Annotated in this window: 12 protein-coding genes and 2 tRNA genes; 8 read left to right on the top strand and 6 right to left on the bottom strand. The window is 45.5% G+C overall.

Annotated features, from left to right (window positions below; genetic code table 11):
• The first annotated feature begins 68 nt into the window (after positions 1-68).
• Both cptIN and OUY18_RS01045 read left to right on the top strand, forming a co-directional pair.
• Positions 69-677: a type III toxin-antitoxin system CptIN family toxin gene (gene cptIN, locus OUY18_RS01050; protein WP_268056853.1), complete on the top strand. Its 609-nt coding sequence runs from the start codon at positions 69-71 to the stop codon at positions 675-677.
• Positions 678-786: 109 nt separating this feature from the next.
• Positions 787-1,437 (top strand): DnaJ domain-containing protein, encoded by a 651-nt coding sequence (locus OUY18_RS01045; protein WP_268056852.1) that lies wholly within the window; start codon positions 787-789, stop codon positions 1,435-1,437.
• Positions 1,438-2,179: 742 nt separating this feature from the next.
• On the opposite strand, the gene OUY18_RS01040 is transcribed toward OUY18_RS01045, so the two are convergent.
• Together OUY18_RS01040 and OUY18_RS01035 are read right to left on the bottom strand one after the other, a co-directional pair.
• Positions 2,180-2,256: transfer RNA gene (locus tag OUY18_RS01040), tRNA-Pro, on the bottom strand.
• A 26-nt stretch (positions 2,257-2,282) separates the two neighbouring features.
• Positions 2,283-2,356, bottom strand: a tRNA-Gln gene (locus OUY18_RS01035).
• 523 nt (positions 2,357-2,879) lie between these two features.
• On the opposite strand from OUY18_RS01035, the gene OUY18_RS01030 reads away from it, so the two are divergent.
• A complete protein-coding gene (locus OUY18_RS01030; protein WP_268056851.1) occupies positions 2,880-3,413 on the top strand; it encodes a type 1 glutamine amidotransferase domain-containing protein in 534 nt (177 codons plus the stop codon).
• Between the two features lie 106 nt (positions 3,414-3,519).
• Positions 3,520-4,563 (top strand): PocR ligand-binding domain-containing protein, encoded by a 1,044-nt coding sequence (locus OUY18_RS01025; protein WP_268056850.1) that lies wholly within the window; start codon positions 3,520-3,522, stop codon positions 4,561-4,563.
• Between the two features lie 263 nt (positions 4,564-4,826).
• Here OUY18_RS01025 and OUY18_RS01020 read toward each other — a convergent pair whose 3' ends face one another.
• The 4 genes from OUY18_RS01020 to OUY18_RS01005 are packed head-to-tail and all read right to left on the bottom strand — an operon-like array spanning position 4,827 to position 10,215.
• The gene (locus tag OUY18_RS01020) at positions 4,827-5,978 is read right to left on the bottom strand and encodes a hypothetical protein (protein ID WP_268056849.1); all 1,152 of its coding nucleotides are present in this window, start codon (positions 5,976-5,978) and stop codon (positions 4,827-4,829) included.
• 40 nt (positions 5,979-6,018) lie between these two features.
• Complete coding sequence (locus OUY18_RS01015) at positions 6,019-7,176, bottom strand: HlyD family secretion protein (RefSeq protein WP_268056848.1); 1,158 nt, start codon at positions 7,174-7,176, stop codon at positions 6,019-6,021.
• A 25-nt stretch (positions 7,177-7,201) separates the two neighbouring features.
• A complete protein-coding gene (locus tag OUY18_RS01010; RefSeq protein ID WP_268056847.1) occupies positions 7,202-9,520 on the bottom strand; it encodes an ABC transporter permease in 2,319 nt (772 codons plus the stop codon).
• A complete protein-coding gene (locus OUY18_RS01005) occupies positions 9,514-10,215 on the bottom strand; it encodes an ABC transporter ATP-binding protein (RefSeq protein ID WP_268056846.1) in 702 nt (233 codons plus the stop codon). The genes OUY18_RS01010 and OUY18_RS01005 overlap by 7 nt, the downstream gene beginning before the upstream one ends.
• A 204-nt stretch (positions 10,216-10,419) precedes the next feature.
• Here OUY18_RS01005 and OUY18_RS01000 point away from each other — a divergent pair, with 204 nt between their 5' ends.
• From OUY18_RS01000 to OUY18_RS00985, 4 genes are all read left to right on the top strand, one after another.
• On the top strand, positions 10,420-11,103 hold the full coding sequence (locus tag OUY18_RS01000) for a Crp/Fnr family transcriptional regulator (RefSeq protein WP_268056845.1): 684 nt from the start codon (positions 10,420-10,422) through the stop codon (positions 11,101-11,103).
• A gap of 41 nt (positions 11,104-11,144) precedes the next feature.
• Positions 11,145-11,873 (top strand): Crp/Fnr family transcriptional regulator, encoded by a 729-nt coding sequence (locus OUY18_RS00995; protein WP_268056844.1) that lies wholly within the window; start codon positions 11,145-11,147, stop codon positions 11,871-11,873.
• 103 nt (positions 11,874-11,976) lie between these two features.
• On the top strand, positions 11,977-12,216 hold the full coding sequence (locus OUY18_RS00990) for a DUF1858 domain-containing protein (RefSeq protein ID WP_268056843.1): 240 nt from the start codon (positions 11,977-11,979) through the stop codon (positions 12,214-12,216).
• Positions 12,213-13,406 carry a DUF438 domain-containing protein gene (locus tag OUY18_RS00985; RefSeq protein WP_268056842.1) on the top strand — a complete coding sequence of 398 codons (1,194 nt, stop codon included), beginning with the start codon at positions 12,213-12,215 and terminating at the stop codon, positions 13,404-13,406. Before OUY18_RS00990 ends, OUY18_RS00985 begins: the two co-directional genes overlap by 4 nt.
• Positions 13,407-13,420: the final 14 nt, after the last annotated feature.

The raw sequence follows: 13,420 nt of genomic DNA, 5'->3' as shown, positions 1-13,420 counted from the left end.
AGGCAGCGATTAAGTATTTGAGCCTCTGCTGTGAAAACGGCAGAGGCTTAATTTTTAGGTGATGAAAAATGGATAATATCGAAAAGGGCAAGCTATATTTTGTCAAGGATGAGTTTTTTGCCGCGGTGGAAGACAAATTTTTAAAAGTAAACAAAGAGCAAAATTACAGGCCACATTATTACGCATTTCAGGATCCGGAGTCAGGACTCCTTTGGCTGATTCCATGCAGCTCACAGATTAGTAAATATGAGCGGATCATTGCAGCGAAAAAGCAACATCATAAACCCTCTAATCATATTCAGATCATTGCTGTAAGCGGAAAAAAACAAGTTTTTTTATATCAGGACATGTTTCCAATCCTGCCAAAATACATAATGGGCGTATATAAAAATATTTATGGTGAATTTCAAATCAAAGATCCCAAATTGCTACTACAAATTGAGGTAAATGCTAAAAAAATAATCAAGCTTCTGCGGCATGGAGTGAAATTCACTCCTACGCAGCCGGATATCAACAGAATAGAGCATATCATGTTAGAAGAACAAAAAGACTTTGATTTAAATAAAGGAGAAGGCATTTCATCCGAAAAAATATCCTTGCAAGATCGGATTGATGATGCCAGGGAGAAAAGTCAGAAAAATCACATTAAGCGCGAGGACTTTCATATAGAACGGTAAACCGGAACTGGTTTCGCTTTTACTTCCTAATGCGACATAATTCTTGCGAGTTTTTCCAATAAGTGATAAAATTTACCATACAATGTATTATTAGCGAGAGGGTGTCCATATGGTAAATTATTATGAGGTATTGGGTTTAGATGAACATGCAACACAGGAACAAATAAAAACAGCATATCGGACTTTAGTGAAAAAATATCACCCAGATGTAAATAATGCTTCAAATGCGGCGACTTTTTTCAGAATGATTCAAGAAGCTTATGAAACATTAAGCGACCCTCAGAAACGAGAAGAATATGACAATCCAAGGCAGGAAACCCATGAGAATGATGCTGTTTATAGTGATGATGGAAGCGTTTCAATCCCCGTAACATATCAAGAGTATGTACGATTGAAGTTTATGCAACATAGCCTACCGGTTAAAATAATCGTCATTATTATGAGAATATTAATCTTTCCATGCCTACCTATTTTTTCATTATTTACTTGGCTGTTTGAAGTTTCAGTAAGAATTTCAACAGTTATAGCATGGATTATTTCAGCTTCTGGTATTTTGGGGGTGGGGTTCTCCATAGTATGCTTAATTAATAAGCAACCAGGTGGTGATTGGCTAACATTACTAATGTCTCTATTAGTAGCAGCCTTTGGTCACTATTTCCCGATTTTTATTGCATGGTTATTAGAAAAATTTAAATATTTATATTACAAACTCAAAGAGTATGCCTTTCAGCTAAAGTACATTTTACGACGAACGATATAAAAAGCGGAACCAGTTCCGCTTTTTCCCTCTATAAGAAATTCTTTAAAAATAATAAAAATAATCTTGATTTTTCTCTAATATTGGTATATACTTCCTTTAAGTGGAAAATAAAAAAAGACATCCACAGGGAACCAATCGTCAGCAAACGATTAGCTCCCATGCGCCATAAGGGTAACCTAGACCCGTTATGACTTGTGAATGCCGTTTATGCGTGCTATTTTAACACGTATTTCGGATACATGTCAAGGTCTGTACCCTTATTGGATCGTGAGGGTGCAGACTTTCTTTTTTTCCATCACATTCCACAATGTAAATCATTGTGTACCTCTTTAACACGGCTGTACAAGCCGCTGCGCAGAGGTTGGCGCACTTTGACAATACTTAGTAAATTAAGACCAACATTTGAAATTGCACTTCAAATGCTCGTGTCGATTTACTATCAATACGCTTGCCGGATAGTGATACCGGAGTTTACATCAAGTTTGCGGCGATCATGAAGAGAATTCATTTCTCTGATTAGAAGCAGGCCACTGAACCCCGTGAATAACGCCAGGGAACATATTTGCACCAGAAATGTGATTATGCGTGGCAGGAACGGCTTCCGGATGACAAGCAAATTTTATGGTAGAGATACTACATAATACGTATCTTTATCATAAAATTATGTGCTCTGCTTTCATGAAGAACATATAATTTTATGATAACAAGGGTAAAAGCCTACACTTTTACCCTTCGTTTATTGTGGTCGAGGTGACTGGATTCGAACCAGCGGCCTCTACGTCCCGAACGTAGCGCTCTACCAAGCTGAGCCACACCTCGAAAAATTCGGCCCCGATTGGGGGCCATGGCTGCGGAAGAAGGATTCGAACCCTCACAAACAGAGTCAGAGTCTGTCGTGCTACCTTTACACAATTCCGCATCAAAATATCGACATGTTCTAACGATATTGGGCTTTGTTATCCCATATATTGTGTCCCGTTGGGGTCATCAACACCTATATCTTAGCGGGGTCTAACATGTCAGCGAGATATATTCTACTACATTCAGCGGTAAAATGCAAGTTTTTTTTGAAATTTATTTTATGACTTCTTATTTTTTTCAAAGTTTGCTGTAAATCCGACAAACTCCTGTAGACTCGCTTTCCAATCTATCGCCTTCCCTTTACGAACATTCCGGACAAGGGCAAAGCTTAACCGGCCAGCCCTGTGCTTACTCTGTCATAAATGTCCATTGTACGTCCACCATTTGTTTCCCAGTCCATTCTGCCCTGCAATAGCAATCCAACGCCTGAAAGCAACGGAACCCTTACAAAAAGGCATAGAATCACAAGGTTTTTTCTTATGTAAAAAGATGACGGTGCCCGGGTATTATGATATAATATGAGAATAAAATCAGGAATAATGGAATTCGAAAATAAAAAAACAATAAGGAGGATAAAGTCTATGAAAAAAGGGTTAAAAGCGATCTGTTTTATTGCAAACGACTTTGAAGATTTAGAATTGTGGTATCCCGTTCTAAGGCTTCGGGAAACAGGTGTAACCGTTCATCTGGTCGGGGAAAAAGCCGGTGAAAAATACATCGGAAAATACGGCGTACCTGCCACTTCCGACTACGCATTTGGCAGCATTGCCGTCGAGGACTACGACGCGCTTCTGGTACCGGGCGGCTGGGCTCCGGACAAACTCCGGCGTTTTCCGGAAGTCCTTGCAATCGTTCGCTCAATGAACCGGCAGAATAAACCAATCGGTCAGATTTGCCACGCAGGCTGGGTTTTAATTTCCGCAAATATACTGGATGGAAAAAATGTTACCAGCACACCGGGCATTAAAGACGATATGGAAAACGCGGGTGCAAAATGGCTGGATCAGCCCGTGGTTGTGGACGGCAATATCGTTTCAAGCCGCCGGCCGCAGGATTTGCCGGAATACATGGAAGCCTTTCTTTCCCTCCTCGAAAAGTGCTATCCGAATGCATAAAGCGGGAGAATCGTTGAAAATTCTGTGCAAAACTTCAGATTGCAAATTATAATATTTGCATCTTACTACGGAACGATGGAATAAGAAAATACAAGGGGAAGAAATTATGAAAAAAGTAAATGAAGACGGCACACTTGACATGAAAGCGCTTGAAATAAGCGACATTGTAGACATTCCTTTATTGCAAAAATTCCAGGATAACTTTGCAATTGGAATGAACTGTGCCAGTGTAACCGTAGATCGAAACGGCACCCCCGTTACAAGGCCCAGTTCCTATACAAGATTCTGTGATGGATTTGTTCATCAGTCCACCATCGGCGACCGCCGCTGTGCCGAATCCCACCACCGCATGGGCGAGACGGCCGCCCGTACCGGCAGGCCGTTTGTCGGCCCCTGCCATGCGGGCCTGATCGACTTTGCCGCACCGATTATTATTAATAACGAATTGATCGGAACGGTTTTGGGCGGACAGGTACTGTCGGAAAAACCGAAAGAGGATTATTACCGTAAAGTCGCAAAGGAGATTGACGTCAGCGAGGGCGGACTGGTCGAAGCGGTGAAAAATGTCAATGTTACGGATATGAAAAATATCAGCGCCGCCGCGGAAGTTCTGTTTATCGTTGTAAATACGCTGGCAAAAAACGGTTACGCAAAAATTGAACTGGAACAGCTTGCCAAGCATTTGGCAAATAAATTTATCGAGATTTCGTCCACTCTGGAAGAGCTTGCAACCTCCGCACAAAATATTACGGGCCAGCAGCAGGAACTGAATGACGAGATAGCGCAGGTGGAAACCGTTACGGAAGAAATTAATGATGTTTTAAAATCCATTACAAAGATTGCATCCTACACCAAAATCCTGGGAATCAATGCATCGATAGAATCGGCGCGTGTCGGAGAAGCCGGAAGGGGATTTGACGTCGTTGCAAAGGAAATCCAGACTTTATCCCAAACCTCAAACGATACGGCCGAACACATTATGAAGCTCACGAAAAAAATCAAGGATTCCATAAAGGAAACGGTAAACAACTCGAATATTACCTTACATACAACCCAGGAGCAGTCGAGCGCAATGGAAGAAGTATCCGCCGCTATACAGGATTCCGTTCGCCTTGCCGATCAGTTAAACAATTTAATGAATCAGGAGTAATGACCGCCCGTTTCTGAACTGAACCTTAAAAACAACAGCTATTGCAAAGAATCCCCCCGACATAGGATGCAGAGGTCCGTTTTTTACGAACCTATACTTTGCCGGGGGGATTTCGGATGACACAATAGAGCCCCACCGACAAGTCGGTGGGGCTTCCGTGGCGCCAAAGGCGCAGCCTGTTCCCGGCAGCCCCTAAAGGGGGTAATGGTCGTTCCAATTCGAAAAAGGCTACTGACAAAGCCATTCGGAAAATTCTTCTATTCTCAAGACATAGGAAGCCCTCTTACAATCCACTTGTAGGATTCGATCTCCCAGAAAAGTTCCGCTGAAGCGGTCTTAACGGCGAAATCCTGCGCAAAGGTATCATTCCTTGCATTGTCATATTCCATGGAGGACATGAAGCCGAAAGAATATTTTTTTTGTGCCTGGCTTTCAGAAAGCTTTGCGGTTTCCAATTTCTGTTCGGCTGCTGCGAGCACGGATTGCTGACTTTGTATCATATGAAGCTGCTTTTCGAGCGACGCCCCGATATTTTGAAGTTCCGCTTCGGTTAAGTTGCCGATCGATCTTTTCCGGTCGCGGTCTTCGATCGTTTCGTCACCCAGCAGTGCGCGCTGTTTTTGTTTAATCTGCACATTATAACTGGCATCCTGTGCCGCCGCAGTATCTTTTTGCAGATCGATTTTATTCACATAAGAGGTATCCGGGTCCGGCATGGAACCAAAGGTGATGGAGTCACTGTAGGAATGGCCTAAAAGCCGGTTCATCTGCGTATCAATCTCTTTTGACTGGTTCTGAAGGCCGGTGATGCTGTTGTCCATCTCAGCCAGTGCATCTTTCGCCTGGGAAACGGCAAGAGCCGTTCCAAGCTTCAAGTCGTATTTTTTCTGTGCGGCTTTTTCGTTGTTTTGCAAAACCGCGCGGGTATTTGTCAGCTTTTGTAGATTGTACTGTAGCTGATAATGTACCGAAAACAGGCTTTGCGCGGTTCTTACAAGCTGATAATCCGCAAGGTCTGCCTGAAGTTCCCTGAGCTGATAATCATCATCCGAAATATCTTCCTGTGCATTCAGAAAAGCAGAAAGGGTTGAGAGCGCCACGTTCGTACCCTGCGCAACCGTCTTTAATTCTTCCGAGGCCTGTGGATTTCCGATGATCGCCGCCAGACTGGAAGATGTTTTTGAAATCATATCGGAAAGCTGGGAATATTTTTCTTTGATTTCACTTTGATTATCTAAGCTTTTCAGCAAAAAATCATTGCTGCTTACCTGTAAATTGCCGCCTAAAACCGTTTGTTCCACTTTCGGATATTCAATCGTATAGGCGGTTGTATCATCCGCGAATGCCGGCACCGCCGTGTTCAGGGAAAGCAACGCTGCCAAAGCAATTGCTGCGATTGATTTTCTTTTTTTCAAGAGAATTCCTCCTTACCTATAAATATGAAAGGTACCGGTATCAATTGATCTTTCCTTTCATTCCCTTTACGCTGCTTTCTCTGGAAAAATGCACATCCGAAGTCAGGCCCGGTTTTATAAAATCACTTTTTTCATCCGCTTTGACTTGGACCTTTATGATACGGTCGCCATCCTTTTCCACCGCCTGATTTGGAATCTGAAGAATATGCCCCGGAATTTTCATATCCTTGTTGGATGCAGGGACAATATACACTTTGCTGTCTGCGGATATCTGCCCGATGAATTCCTCCGGAACCTCCGCGCTGACATAGATGCTGTCGGCGTCGATCAGACTGATTACTTTCTGAGCTGTCTGGCCGTTGATGATGGCACCCCTGACAACGCTGATCTCCTCTACTATTCCTGAATTCAGATTGGAAATAATATTGTTTCCGGAAAGATAGGGCTTCTTTGTTTTTGCGTTCATCAGATCAAGATCGAGCTGTGCGGCATTGGCGCTGTTCTCCTGCTGGCTGAGCTGAACTTCCTTGCTTTTTAACTGAGTGTTAAGATTATCAAGCTCCTCCTGGAGCGCACGCCTGGTTTTCGTAATGTTATTCTTCGCATCTTTTACTGCTTTGGTCTTTTGATCCAGTACATCGGAATACTTATTATAATCGGATTCGGAGATCATGCCTTCACTCAGCAGCTTTTGGTATTTGTTCAGGTCGTCCTGGGCCTGCTTTTCCTCTTTTTGTGCAAGAGAAAGGGTGTTTTGCAGCAATTGCAGCTCGGGTTTTCTTCCATTGCTGAGCTCTTTTGTTTTGTAGGCAATTTGATTCTTTAGCACCGCAATATCCGCTTTCAGTGCAGCGTGGTCGACATGATTGGCGGAAGCTTTCGCTGAATCGGCCTGCGTCTGCAATTTCTGAACCGTTTTCTGGTAATCGTCGGTGGACAGCGTAATCAGTGTGCTGCCGAGTTTTACAGAATCCCCTTGCTTAACGGCGATATTTTCAACACGTGCCGGAAAGTCGATGCTGATCTGGTATACGTCGCTGTATTTGACTTCGCCCCAAGCGACAATATCTCCGCTTTGCCCGGAACTTTCAACAGGCGTATTTGCCGGTACCGCCGGCTGGTTCTTCTGGCAGCCGGAAAAGAACAGCAGCGGTACAATGGTCAATGCCGCTAAATATTTTCTCTTATCGAATCTCATACTGAACAGGACCTTCCTTTATCAATTATTCTACACTCTTCAGCGCCTGAAGCATGTCGATGGATTTTATCTTTTTACGTACAATATGGTTTACAATGGCCGCGAACGTCAGCGTTATCGCCGCCGCAATCAGAATTCTGTCCGGGGTTACACGGCTGATCAAATCGAAGTCGTCGCCGAACCCGCCGGCAATCGTACCGGCAAGATATTTCCCAATGGGAATTCCCAAAAAAATCCCAACTACGGTGGAAACAATATTTTCCGTCAGTACAAGCGGCCGGATTTCTTTTTGATGGAAGCCCAAGACTTCCAGCGTGGCCAGATCCCTTACCCGTTCGGCGAAATTCAGCATTCCCATGTTATAGAGCACGACAAAAGCCAGAACCGTGCCCGACACAATCAGCAAAAGGGAAGTGCCGAAGATTGCGCTGAGGTTCCCCTCAAAATCCGATTTCTGAGTTGTCCTGTCCGTATAGCTTGTTATGTAGCCGCTGTTTAGAAAGTCGTTATCCTTCTTATTCCATTGAACCAACAGCGCGGTGGGACGAAAATTCTCGCCGATTTCCTGCCAGTAGCCGTCCGTCATATAGATTCCCTGCGCGCTTGGCATATAGACGATTTTCATGATGGTAACAGGATAGTATGTGTCGCTGCTCCGCTTCAGGTTTACGATGTCACCGACTTCTACATTCATGAGTTCAGCCAGTTTCCTCGTCATGGCAATTCCCGTATCGGGAAGCGTAACGCTGTTCCCCTCCGCGTCCTTAAGATGAATCAGCGGGCTTTCCTTGGAAAAGACGGAAACGGCGGTCACTTTCCGCAGCCCTTCCTGCGTTGTAAGCTGGACGGAACTTTCCTCCATATCCTGCACGATTCCGTCGAGATTCAAATTCCGGATGGCCCTGTCGGTGGTGTCGCTGTCCAGAATCACTTTCTGGTCATAAGAGTATGTTTTTTCATAAAGTGTTTTCGGAATGCCAGATACCAGATCAAACAGGGCAAGGGCGCCGATAATCAGTCCTGCGCAGCCTGAGACGCCAAGAATGCTTACAACGATTCTGAATTTATTGCGCATAGCATTCCGCGCAGTCAGTTTTTGGCTGAATTTCATATGATTCCAGACATGAGGAAAATGCTCCAGAAAAATATGTCTTCCTTTTTTAGGCATTTTGGTCCGCAGTAATTCGGCCGGTGCTTCATTTTGAAGCTTTAGGCACGAAAGAAAAGAGATTCCTGCGGTAAAAGTCATGATGATCGAAGCGCCGAAAAGAAATTTTGAAATGTTGATAACCATATCCTCGACGGGAAACGTCATCAGGTTTTTGATTTTTGAAAGCAGCAGCCTGCCGATCACGTTCGGCCCGAATAGGATTCCCACGAGGATTCCTGCCATTCCGACAAAAACGCCGTAGGAGGTATAATGCCATAAAATGCTTTTTTTGCTGTAGCCAAGGGCCTTCAATATTCCGATCTGGTTGCGCTGGTCTTCCGTCAGCCGCATCATTGTGCTGAAGGTGATTAGGGCGGTAACCAGAAAGAACATAAACGGAAACACCGTGGCAAACGACCGGAACTGGATGACCTTGGCGTTTGCGAAATTAACGCCGCGGTTATCGGTTTGAGCCATCACAAAGTTGAGCTTTTTCCCGAAGATGGAGTCCATCCGGCTCTGTATTTCCGCAGCGTCCGCCCCCTGCGCTAGCCGAACCTCAATCTGGTTATAGGGTTTCCGTCCTCCGTAAGCGGAGGCAATTCGATCCTCATCGATCACGATAAATCCGTATCCCTTCGGGTCAGGCATCATGGAAGCAGTGTCTTTCACGGCATAGATATTTTCGCTGCTGAGGGCAAGCGCTTCAATGGTAGTGTCTATTCTTTTATCATTCACCTCTATGGTAAGAGGATCCCCAACAGAGAGATGATTGGCCTGCGCAAAGGAACGATCAAGGATTGCGCCGTGCTTACTGAGCTTTTTCCCGGACATAATCAAGGACATATCCAATGTGTTTTCCGACGGAACTGCGTATACCCGTAAGATAGGTTTTCCGTCAATACGGGCCGTAGCGTTATTCACTGTGAAACGTTTTTCCGCCTTCTGCACGCCTTTTATATTCCGGACTCTCCATAGATTCAGTTCGGATGGATTGGAAGCCGCTACCCAGAAATCCGAAATATTGGTATCTTGATAAAAGTTTTGGGAGTGGGCGTCAATTGTGGTCCATATGGTGTCCAGCCCAACCGATATGCCGATGGCCAAGGCTGCCATGATAAAAATCGACAGAAACTGTGACCGGTTTTTTTTCATATCCTGGATGGATTTTTTAATGAGCGCGCCCTTTACCATACAATTTCCTCCACCGGCCGCGGATGCTCGGTATGCCGGATTTCGCTGATCTGCCCATCCCGCATATGAATGACGGTATCCGCCATTTCGGCAATGGGAGCATTATGCGTGACCACCACCACCGTTTTTCCCATATCGCGGGCTATGTCGCGAATCAGCTTCAGTACAATACGCCCGGTACCGGAATCCAGCGCGCCGGTAGGTTCGTCGCAAAGCAGAATCTGCGGATTCTTTGCCAACGCCCGGGCGATGGATACCCGCTGCTGCTCTCCGCCGGACATTTGCCCCGGAAAATTGTTCTTTCTGTCTCCCAAACCCACCCGCTCCAGCATTTCCGCTGCATCCAGCGGATTTTTACAGATTTCCTCTGCAAGCTGCACATTTTCTAATGCCGTCAAATTGGGAACCAGATTATAAAACTGAAACACAAATCCGATTTTATCCCTGCGGTACGTAGTCAATTCCCTTGTTCCCAGCTTTGATATATCTTCGCCGTTTACCGTGATTGCCCCTTTCGTCGGCGAATCCATGCCGCCCAGCATGTTCAGTACGGTTGTTTTTCCCGCTCCGCTTTGCCCGAGCACAACATTAAACGATTTGTCTTCAAGGGAAAAGCTGACTTCCTTTACGGCCTTTATAACGCTGTCTCCTACAATATATTCCCGTTCCACCCCTTCAAATTGAATAAAACTCATCCCAGACCCCCCCTCATAGAGAAATCGGCCATCTGAAAACCTGACTTTTTTTCACCGAATATCGAAATTGGCTTGGATGCCTGATTAAAAAATAAATCTTCCACCAATAAATTTTCTCCTTTCTTTTCCTGTCTTTTTGTATTATAATCGAAAGCAACAAAAATAAGAGTAACATAGGTTACTCTTTATGAAGAAGATGAGAAAATGATGGAAGATTTCATTCCAATGCTTGTATCAACCAGCCTGTTCCGGTGCTTTTCAACCGAAGAATTATCGATGCTTTTTAAAAAAGAGCATTACCGTGTCAAACGATATGCCAAAAACGCTGTGATACACTTTCAAAACGAAAAGTGTGTCAGTCTGGACATTGTTTTACGCGGGACGGTTTTGGTTCAAAAAATCGATTCAAACGGGGATATGCTCACGCTTTGCAGTTTTATGGCCGGTGATTCCATAGGCGAAAACCTTCTTTTCTCGCGCAACAATCCGTATCCCATGACAATGACCGCGAAATATGATACGGATATTCTTCACGCGGACCGAGAGTTGATTCTGTCCCTGTGCCAAAGCAACAGCGGATTTCTGGAAAACTTTCTCCAGTCGATTTCCGACAAAACACTGATTCTGGCAGGAAAAATTAAAACTCTTTCCATGAAAACAATCCGCCAGTGCATTATCGAATTTTTACTTTATGAATGCCGCGTTCAAAAAAATACAACGATACGATTGGGAGTATCCAAAAAGGAGCTTGCTGAAAAATTGGGGGTCCAAAGGCCGTCCCTGTCCCGGGAACTGAAGAAAATGCGCGATGAAAACCTGATTGCCTTTGACGCTAAAAACATAACAATCCGAAATATGGAAGCGCTGAAAAGGCTTCACACCGAGTGATAAAGGAAAAGCAGACTGTTAAAAAAGGAGTGACACGATTCATGGAGAAATGTGACGTATGCGGCGCACAATGCTTACATAAGCTCTGCATGCACAAGGTGCCGATTTTTTCATCCCTGAGTCAGGATGATCTGACCCATATTGCTTCTATTATCCGCCATAAAAAATATCAGAAAGGAGAAACGCTTTTTTCCGAGGGAAATCGGCCGGATGCCCTTGTGATCGTCAATGAGGGAAGCGTCAAGGCTTTCAAGATTACATCGGACGGCCGGGAACAGATTCTGTATGTATTTTCCGAAGGAGACTTTTTCGGGGAACGCAATCTTTTTGGCAGGCAGGTATCCGCCTACACGGTGGAAGCGCTGGAACCGGTCAAAACATGCTCTTTTACAAAGGAAAGCTTCCATGAGCTGCTTCACGCATATCCGGAGATTGCAATAAAAATTATTGAGGAGCTGGAGGAACGGATTTCCCGCATGGAAAGCGCCCTGCAAAGCATGGGGGTTCGCAGTATCGACAACCGTATCAGCGCGCTGCTCCTTGATTTTGCGGAAAAATACGGGACTTCCGTGCCGGACGGCACACTGATCCATCTTCCGCTGAGCCGCGAGGGCATGGCCAATTATCTGGGGGTCGCGCGTGAAACAGTCAGCCGGAAACTTGGTCTGCTGGAAAACGAAGGGATTATTCGCTCGAACGGAAACAAAAGCATCCTGCTGCTGGATCGCAGTATGCTGGAGGCATCGGCCGGAAAATCCGCCGATTTTTAATTTACCCATAAAATATAAAAATTTGATTGCAATCACAGAAATACCTCCCGCAGCCTGTTACAATAAGGACGAAATCAAAAACAGACCGCGGGAGGTATTCGATATGAAAGACAAAATTCTGGACTTAAATAAGACGGTGTATGAATTATGCAGCGATGATCCGGGAATCACTAGATTATTGGAAGCAGCTGGGTTCCGGGATATCACAAAGCCCGGAATGCTCGCAACAGCGGGCAGGTTCGTGACCATTCCAAAAGGCGCAAAAATGAAAAATTTCGACCTTGAAGCCATAAAACAGGCTTTTGCGGAACACGGCTACAAAATAAAGGAGGAATCCACATGAGTGAGGAAATCAACAACCGGGAATATCGGCAAAAAGTCCTGAAAGAATTGATCACGCAACTGCACGACGGCAAAAGTGTTGAAGAGGTCAAAGGGCAATTTGCCGCCGTGTTTGGGGGAGTATCCGCGGAGGAAATTGCACAGGCGGAGCAGGCTCTTGTCGCGAACGGCCTGCCGGTTTCCGAAATTCAGCGCCTTTGCGATGTGCACGCGGCTGTCTTCAAAGGCTCGATTGAGGAAATTCATCAGCCATCCGACCCGTCGGAGATTCCCGGACATCCGGCCAATACCCTCAAACGTGAAAACAAAGCCATTGAAAAATTGATCGCAGAGATTCGGGAAGAGATTGCCCAACCGTCCGGCGGCAACGATGGGAAAACAGCGCTCGGGCGGCTGACCGAAATCGATCGCCATTATCTGAAAAAAGAAAACCTCCTCTTCCCCTACTTAGAGCAGTATGGCATTACCGCCCCGCCAAAGGTGATGTGGGGCGTGGATGACGAAATCCGCGCACAGCTGAAAGAAATAAACACGCAGCTGAAAACAGCCGATCTTTCGCATTTAAAGGGGCCAATTGAGGAACTGTTTGCAAAAATCAGCGAGATGATTTTTAAAGAAGAGAACATCATGCTTCCGATGCTGCTCGAAAACCTGACACAGGACGAGTGGAAGCGCATTGCCGAGGAAAGCGGCGAACTTGGCTATTGCTTGATTGACCGCGTGCCCGACTGGTCACCAGCCTCGAAAAAGGAGGGCGAAACCGTGCGGCAGGAAAAAGCCGCGCCGGGTGTCATTGCCCTGCCGACCGGAGTGCTGAGAACCGAAGAACTCGTCCGGATGCTCGACACCCTGCCCATCGACATTACCTTTGTGGACAAGGATGACACCGTAAAGTATTTTTCGCAGGGAGCCGAGCGCGTCTTTCCCCGGACAAAGGCGATTATCGGCCGGAAGGTTTCCAACTGCCATCCCCCGGCAAGTGTGCACATCGTGGAAAAGCTCGTAGAGGATTTCAAAACCGGACGGAAAGAGAGTGAAGATTTCTGGATCGACATGGGCGAAAAGTATATCCTCATCCGGTATTTTGCCGTGCGCAGTGAAAAGGGCGAGTATCTCGGCGTGCTGGAAGTGACCCAGAATATCCGGCCCATTCAGGAGATCAAAGGGGAAAAGCGCCTGGTTTCAAAGTAATCTTGAAATTTTTG

Origin of the sequence: Caproiciproducens galactitolivorans, from assembly GCF_026672255.1 — a bacterium.
GTDB lineage: Bacteria > Bacillota > Clostridia > Oscillospirales > Acutalibacteraceae > Caproiciproducens > Caproiciproducens galactitolivorans_A.
This window is presented reverse-complemented; position numbering and strand designations above follow the sequence as displayed.

What these genes read in the sequence shown, in the direction of transcription:
- cptIN (WP_268056853.1), top strand. Translation starts at nt 69, where the DNA reads ATGGATAATATCGAAAAGGGCAAGCTATATTTTGTCAAGGATGAGTTT.
- OUY18_RS01045 (WP_268056852.1), top strand. Translation starts at nt 787, where the DNA reads ATGGTAAATTATTATGAGGTATTGGGTTTAGATGAACATGCAACACAG.
- OUY18_RS01030 (WP_268056851.1), top strand. Translation starts at nt 2,880, where the DNA reads ATGAAAAAAGGGTTAAAAGCGATCTGTTTTATTGCAAACGACTTTGAA.
- OUY18_RS01025 (WP_268056850.1), top strand. Translation starts at nt 3,520, where the DNA reads ATGAAAAAAGTAAATGAAGACGGCACACTTGACATGAAAGCGCTTGAA.
- OUY18_RS01015 (WP_268056848.1), bottom strand. Translation starts at nt 7,176, where the DNA reads ATGAGATTCGATAAGAGAAAATATTTAGCGGCATTGACCATTGTACCG.
- OUY18_RS01010 (WP_268056847.1), bottom strand. Translation starts at nt 9,520, where the DNA reads ATGGTAAAGGGCGCGCTCATTAAAAAATCCATCCAGGATATGAAAAAA.
- OUY18_RS01005 (WP_268056846.1), bottom strand. Translation starts at nt 10,215, where the DNA reads ATGAGTTTTATTCAATTTGAAGGGGTGGAACGGGAATATATTGTAGGA.
- OUY18_RS01000 (WP_268056845.1), top strand. Translation starts at nt 10,420, where the DNA reads ATGATGGAAGATTTCATTCCAATGCTTGTATCAACCAGCCTGTTCCGG.
- OUY18_RS00995 (WP_268056844.1), top strand. Translation starts at nt 11,145, where the DNA reads ATGGAGAAATGTGACGTATGCGGCGCACAATGCTTACATAAGCTCTGC.
- OUY18_RS00990 (WP_268056843.1), top strand. Translation starts at nt 11,977, where the DNA reads ATGAAAGACAAAATTCTGGACTTAAATAAGACGGTGTATGAATTATGC.
- OUY18_RS00985 (WP_268056842.1), top strand. Translation starts at nt 12,213, where the DNA reads ATGAGTGAGGAAATCAACAACCGGGAATATCGGCAAAAAGTCCTGAAA.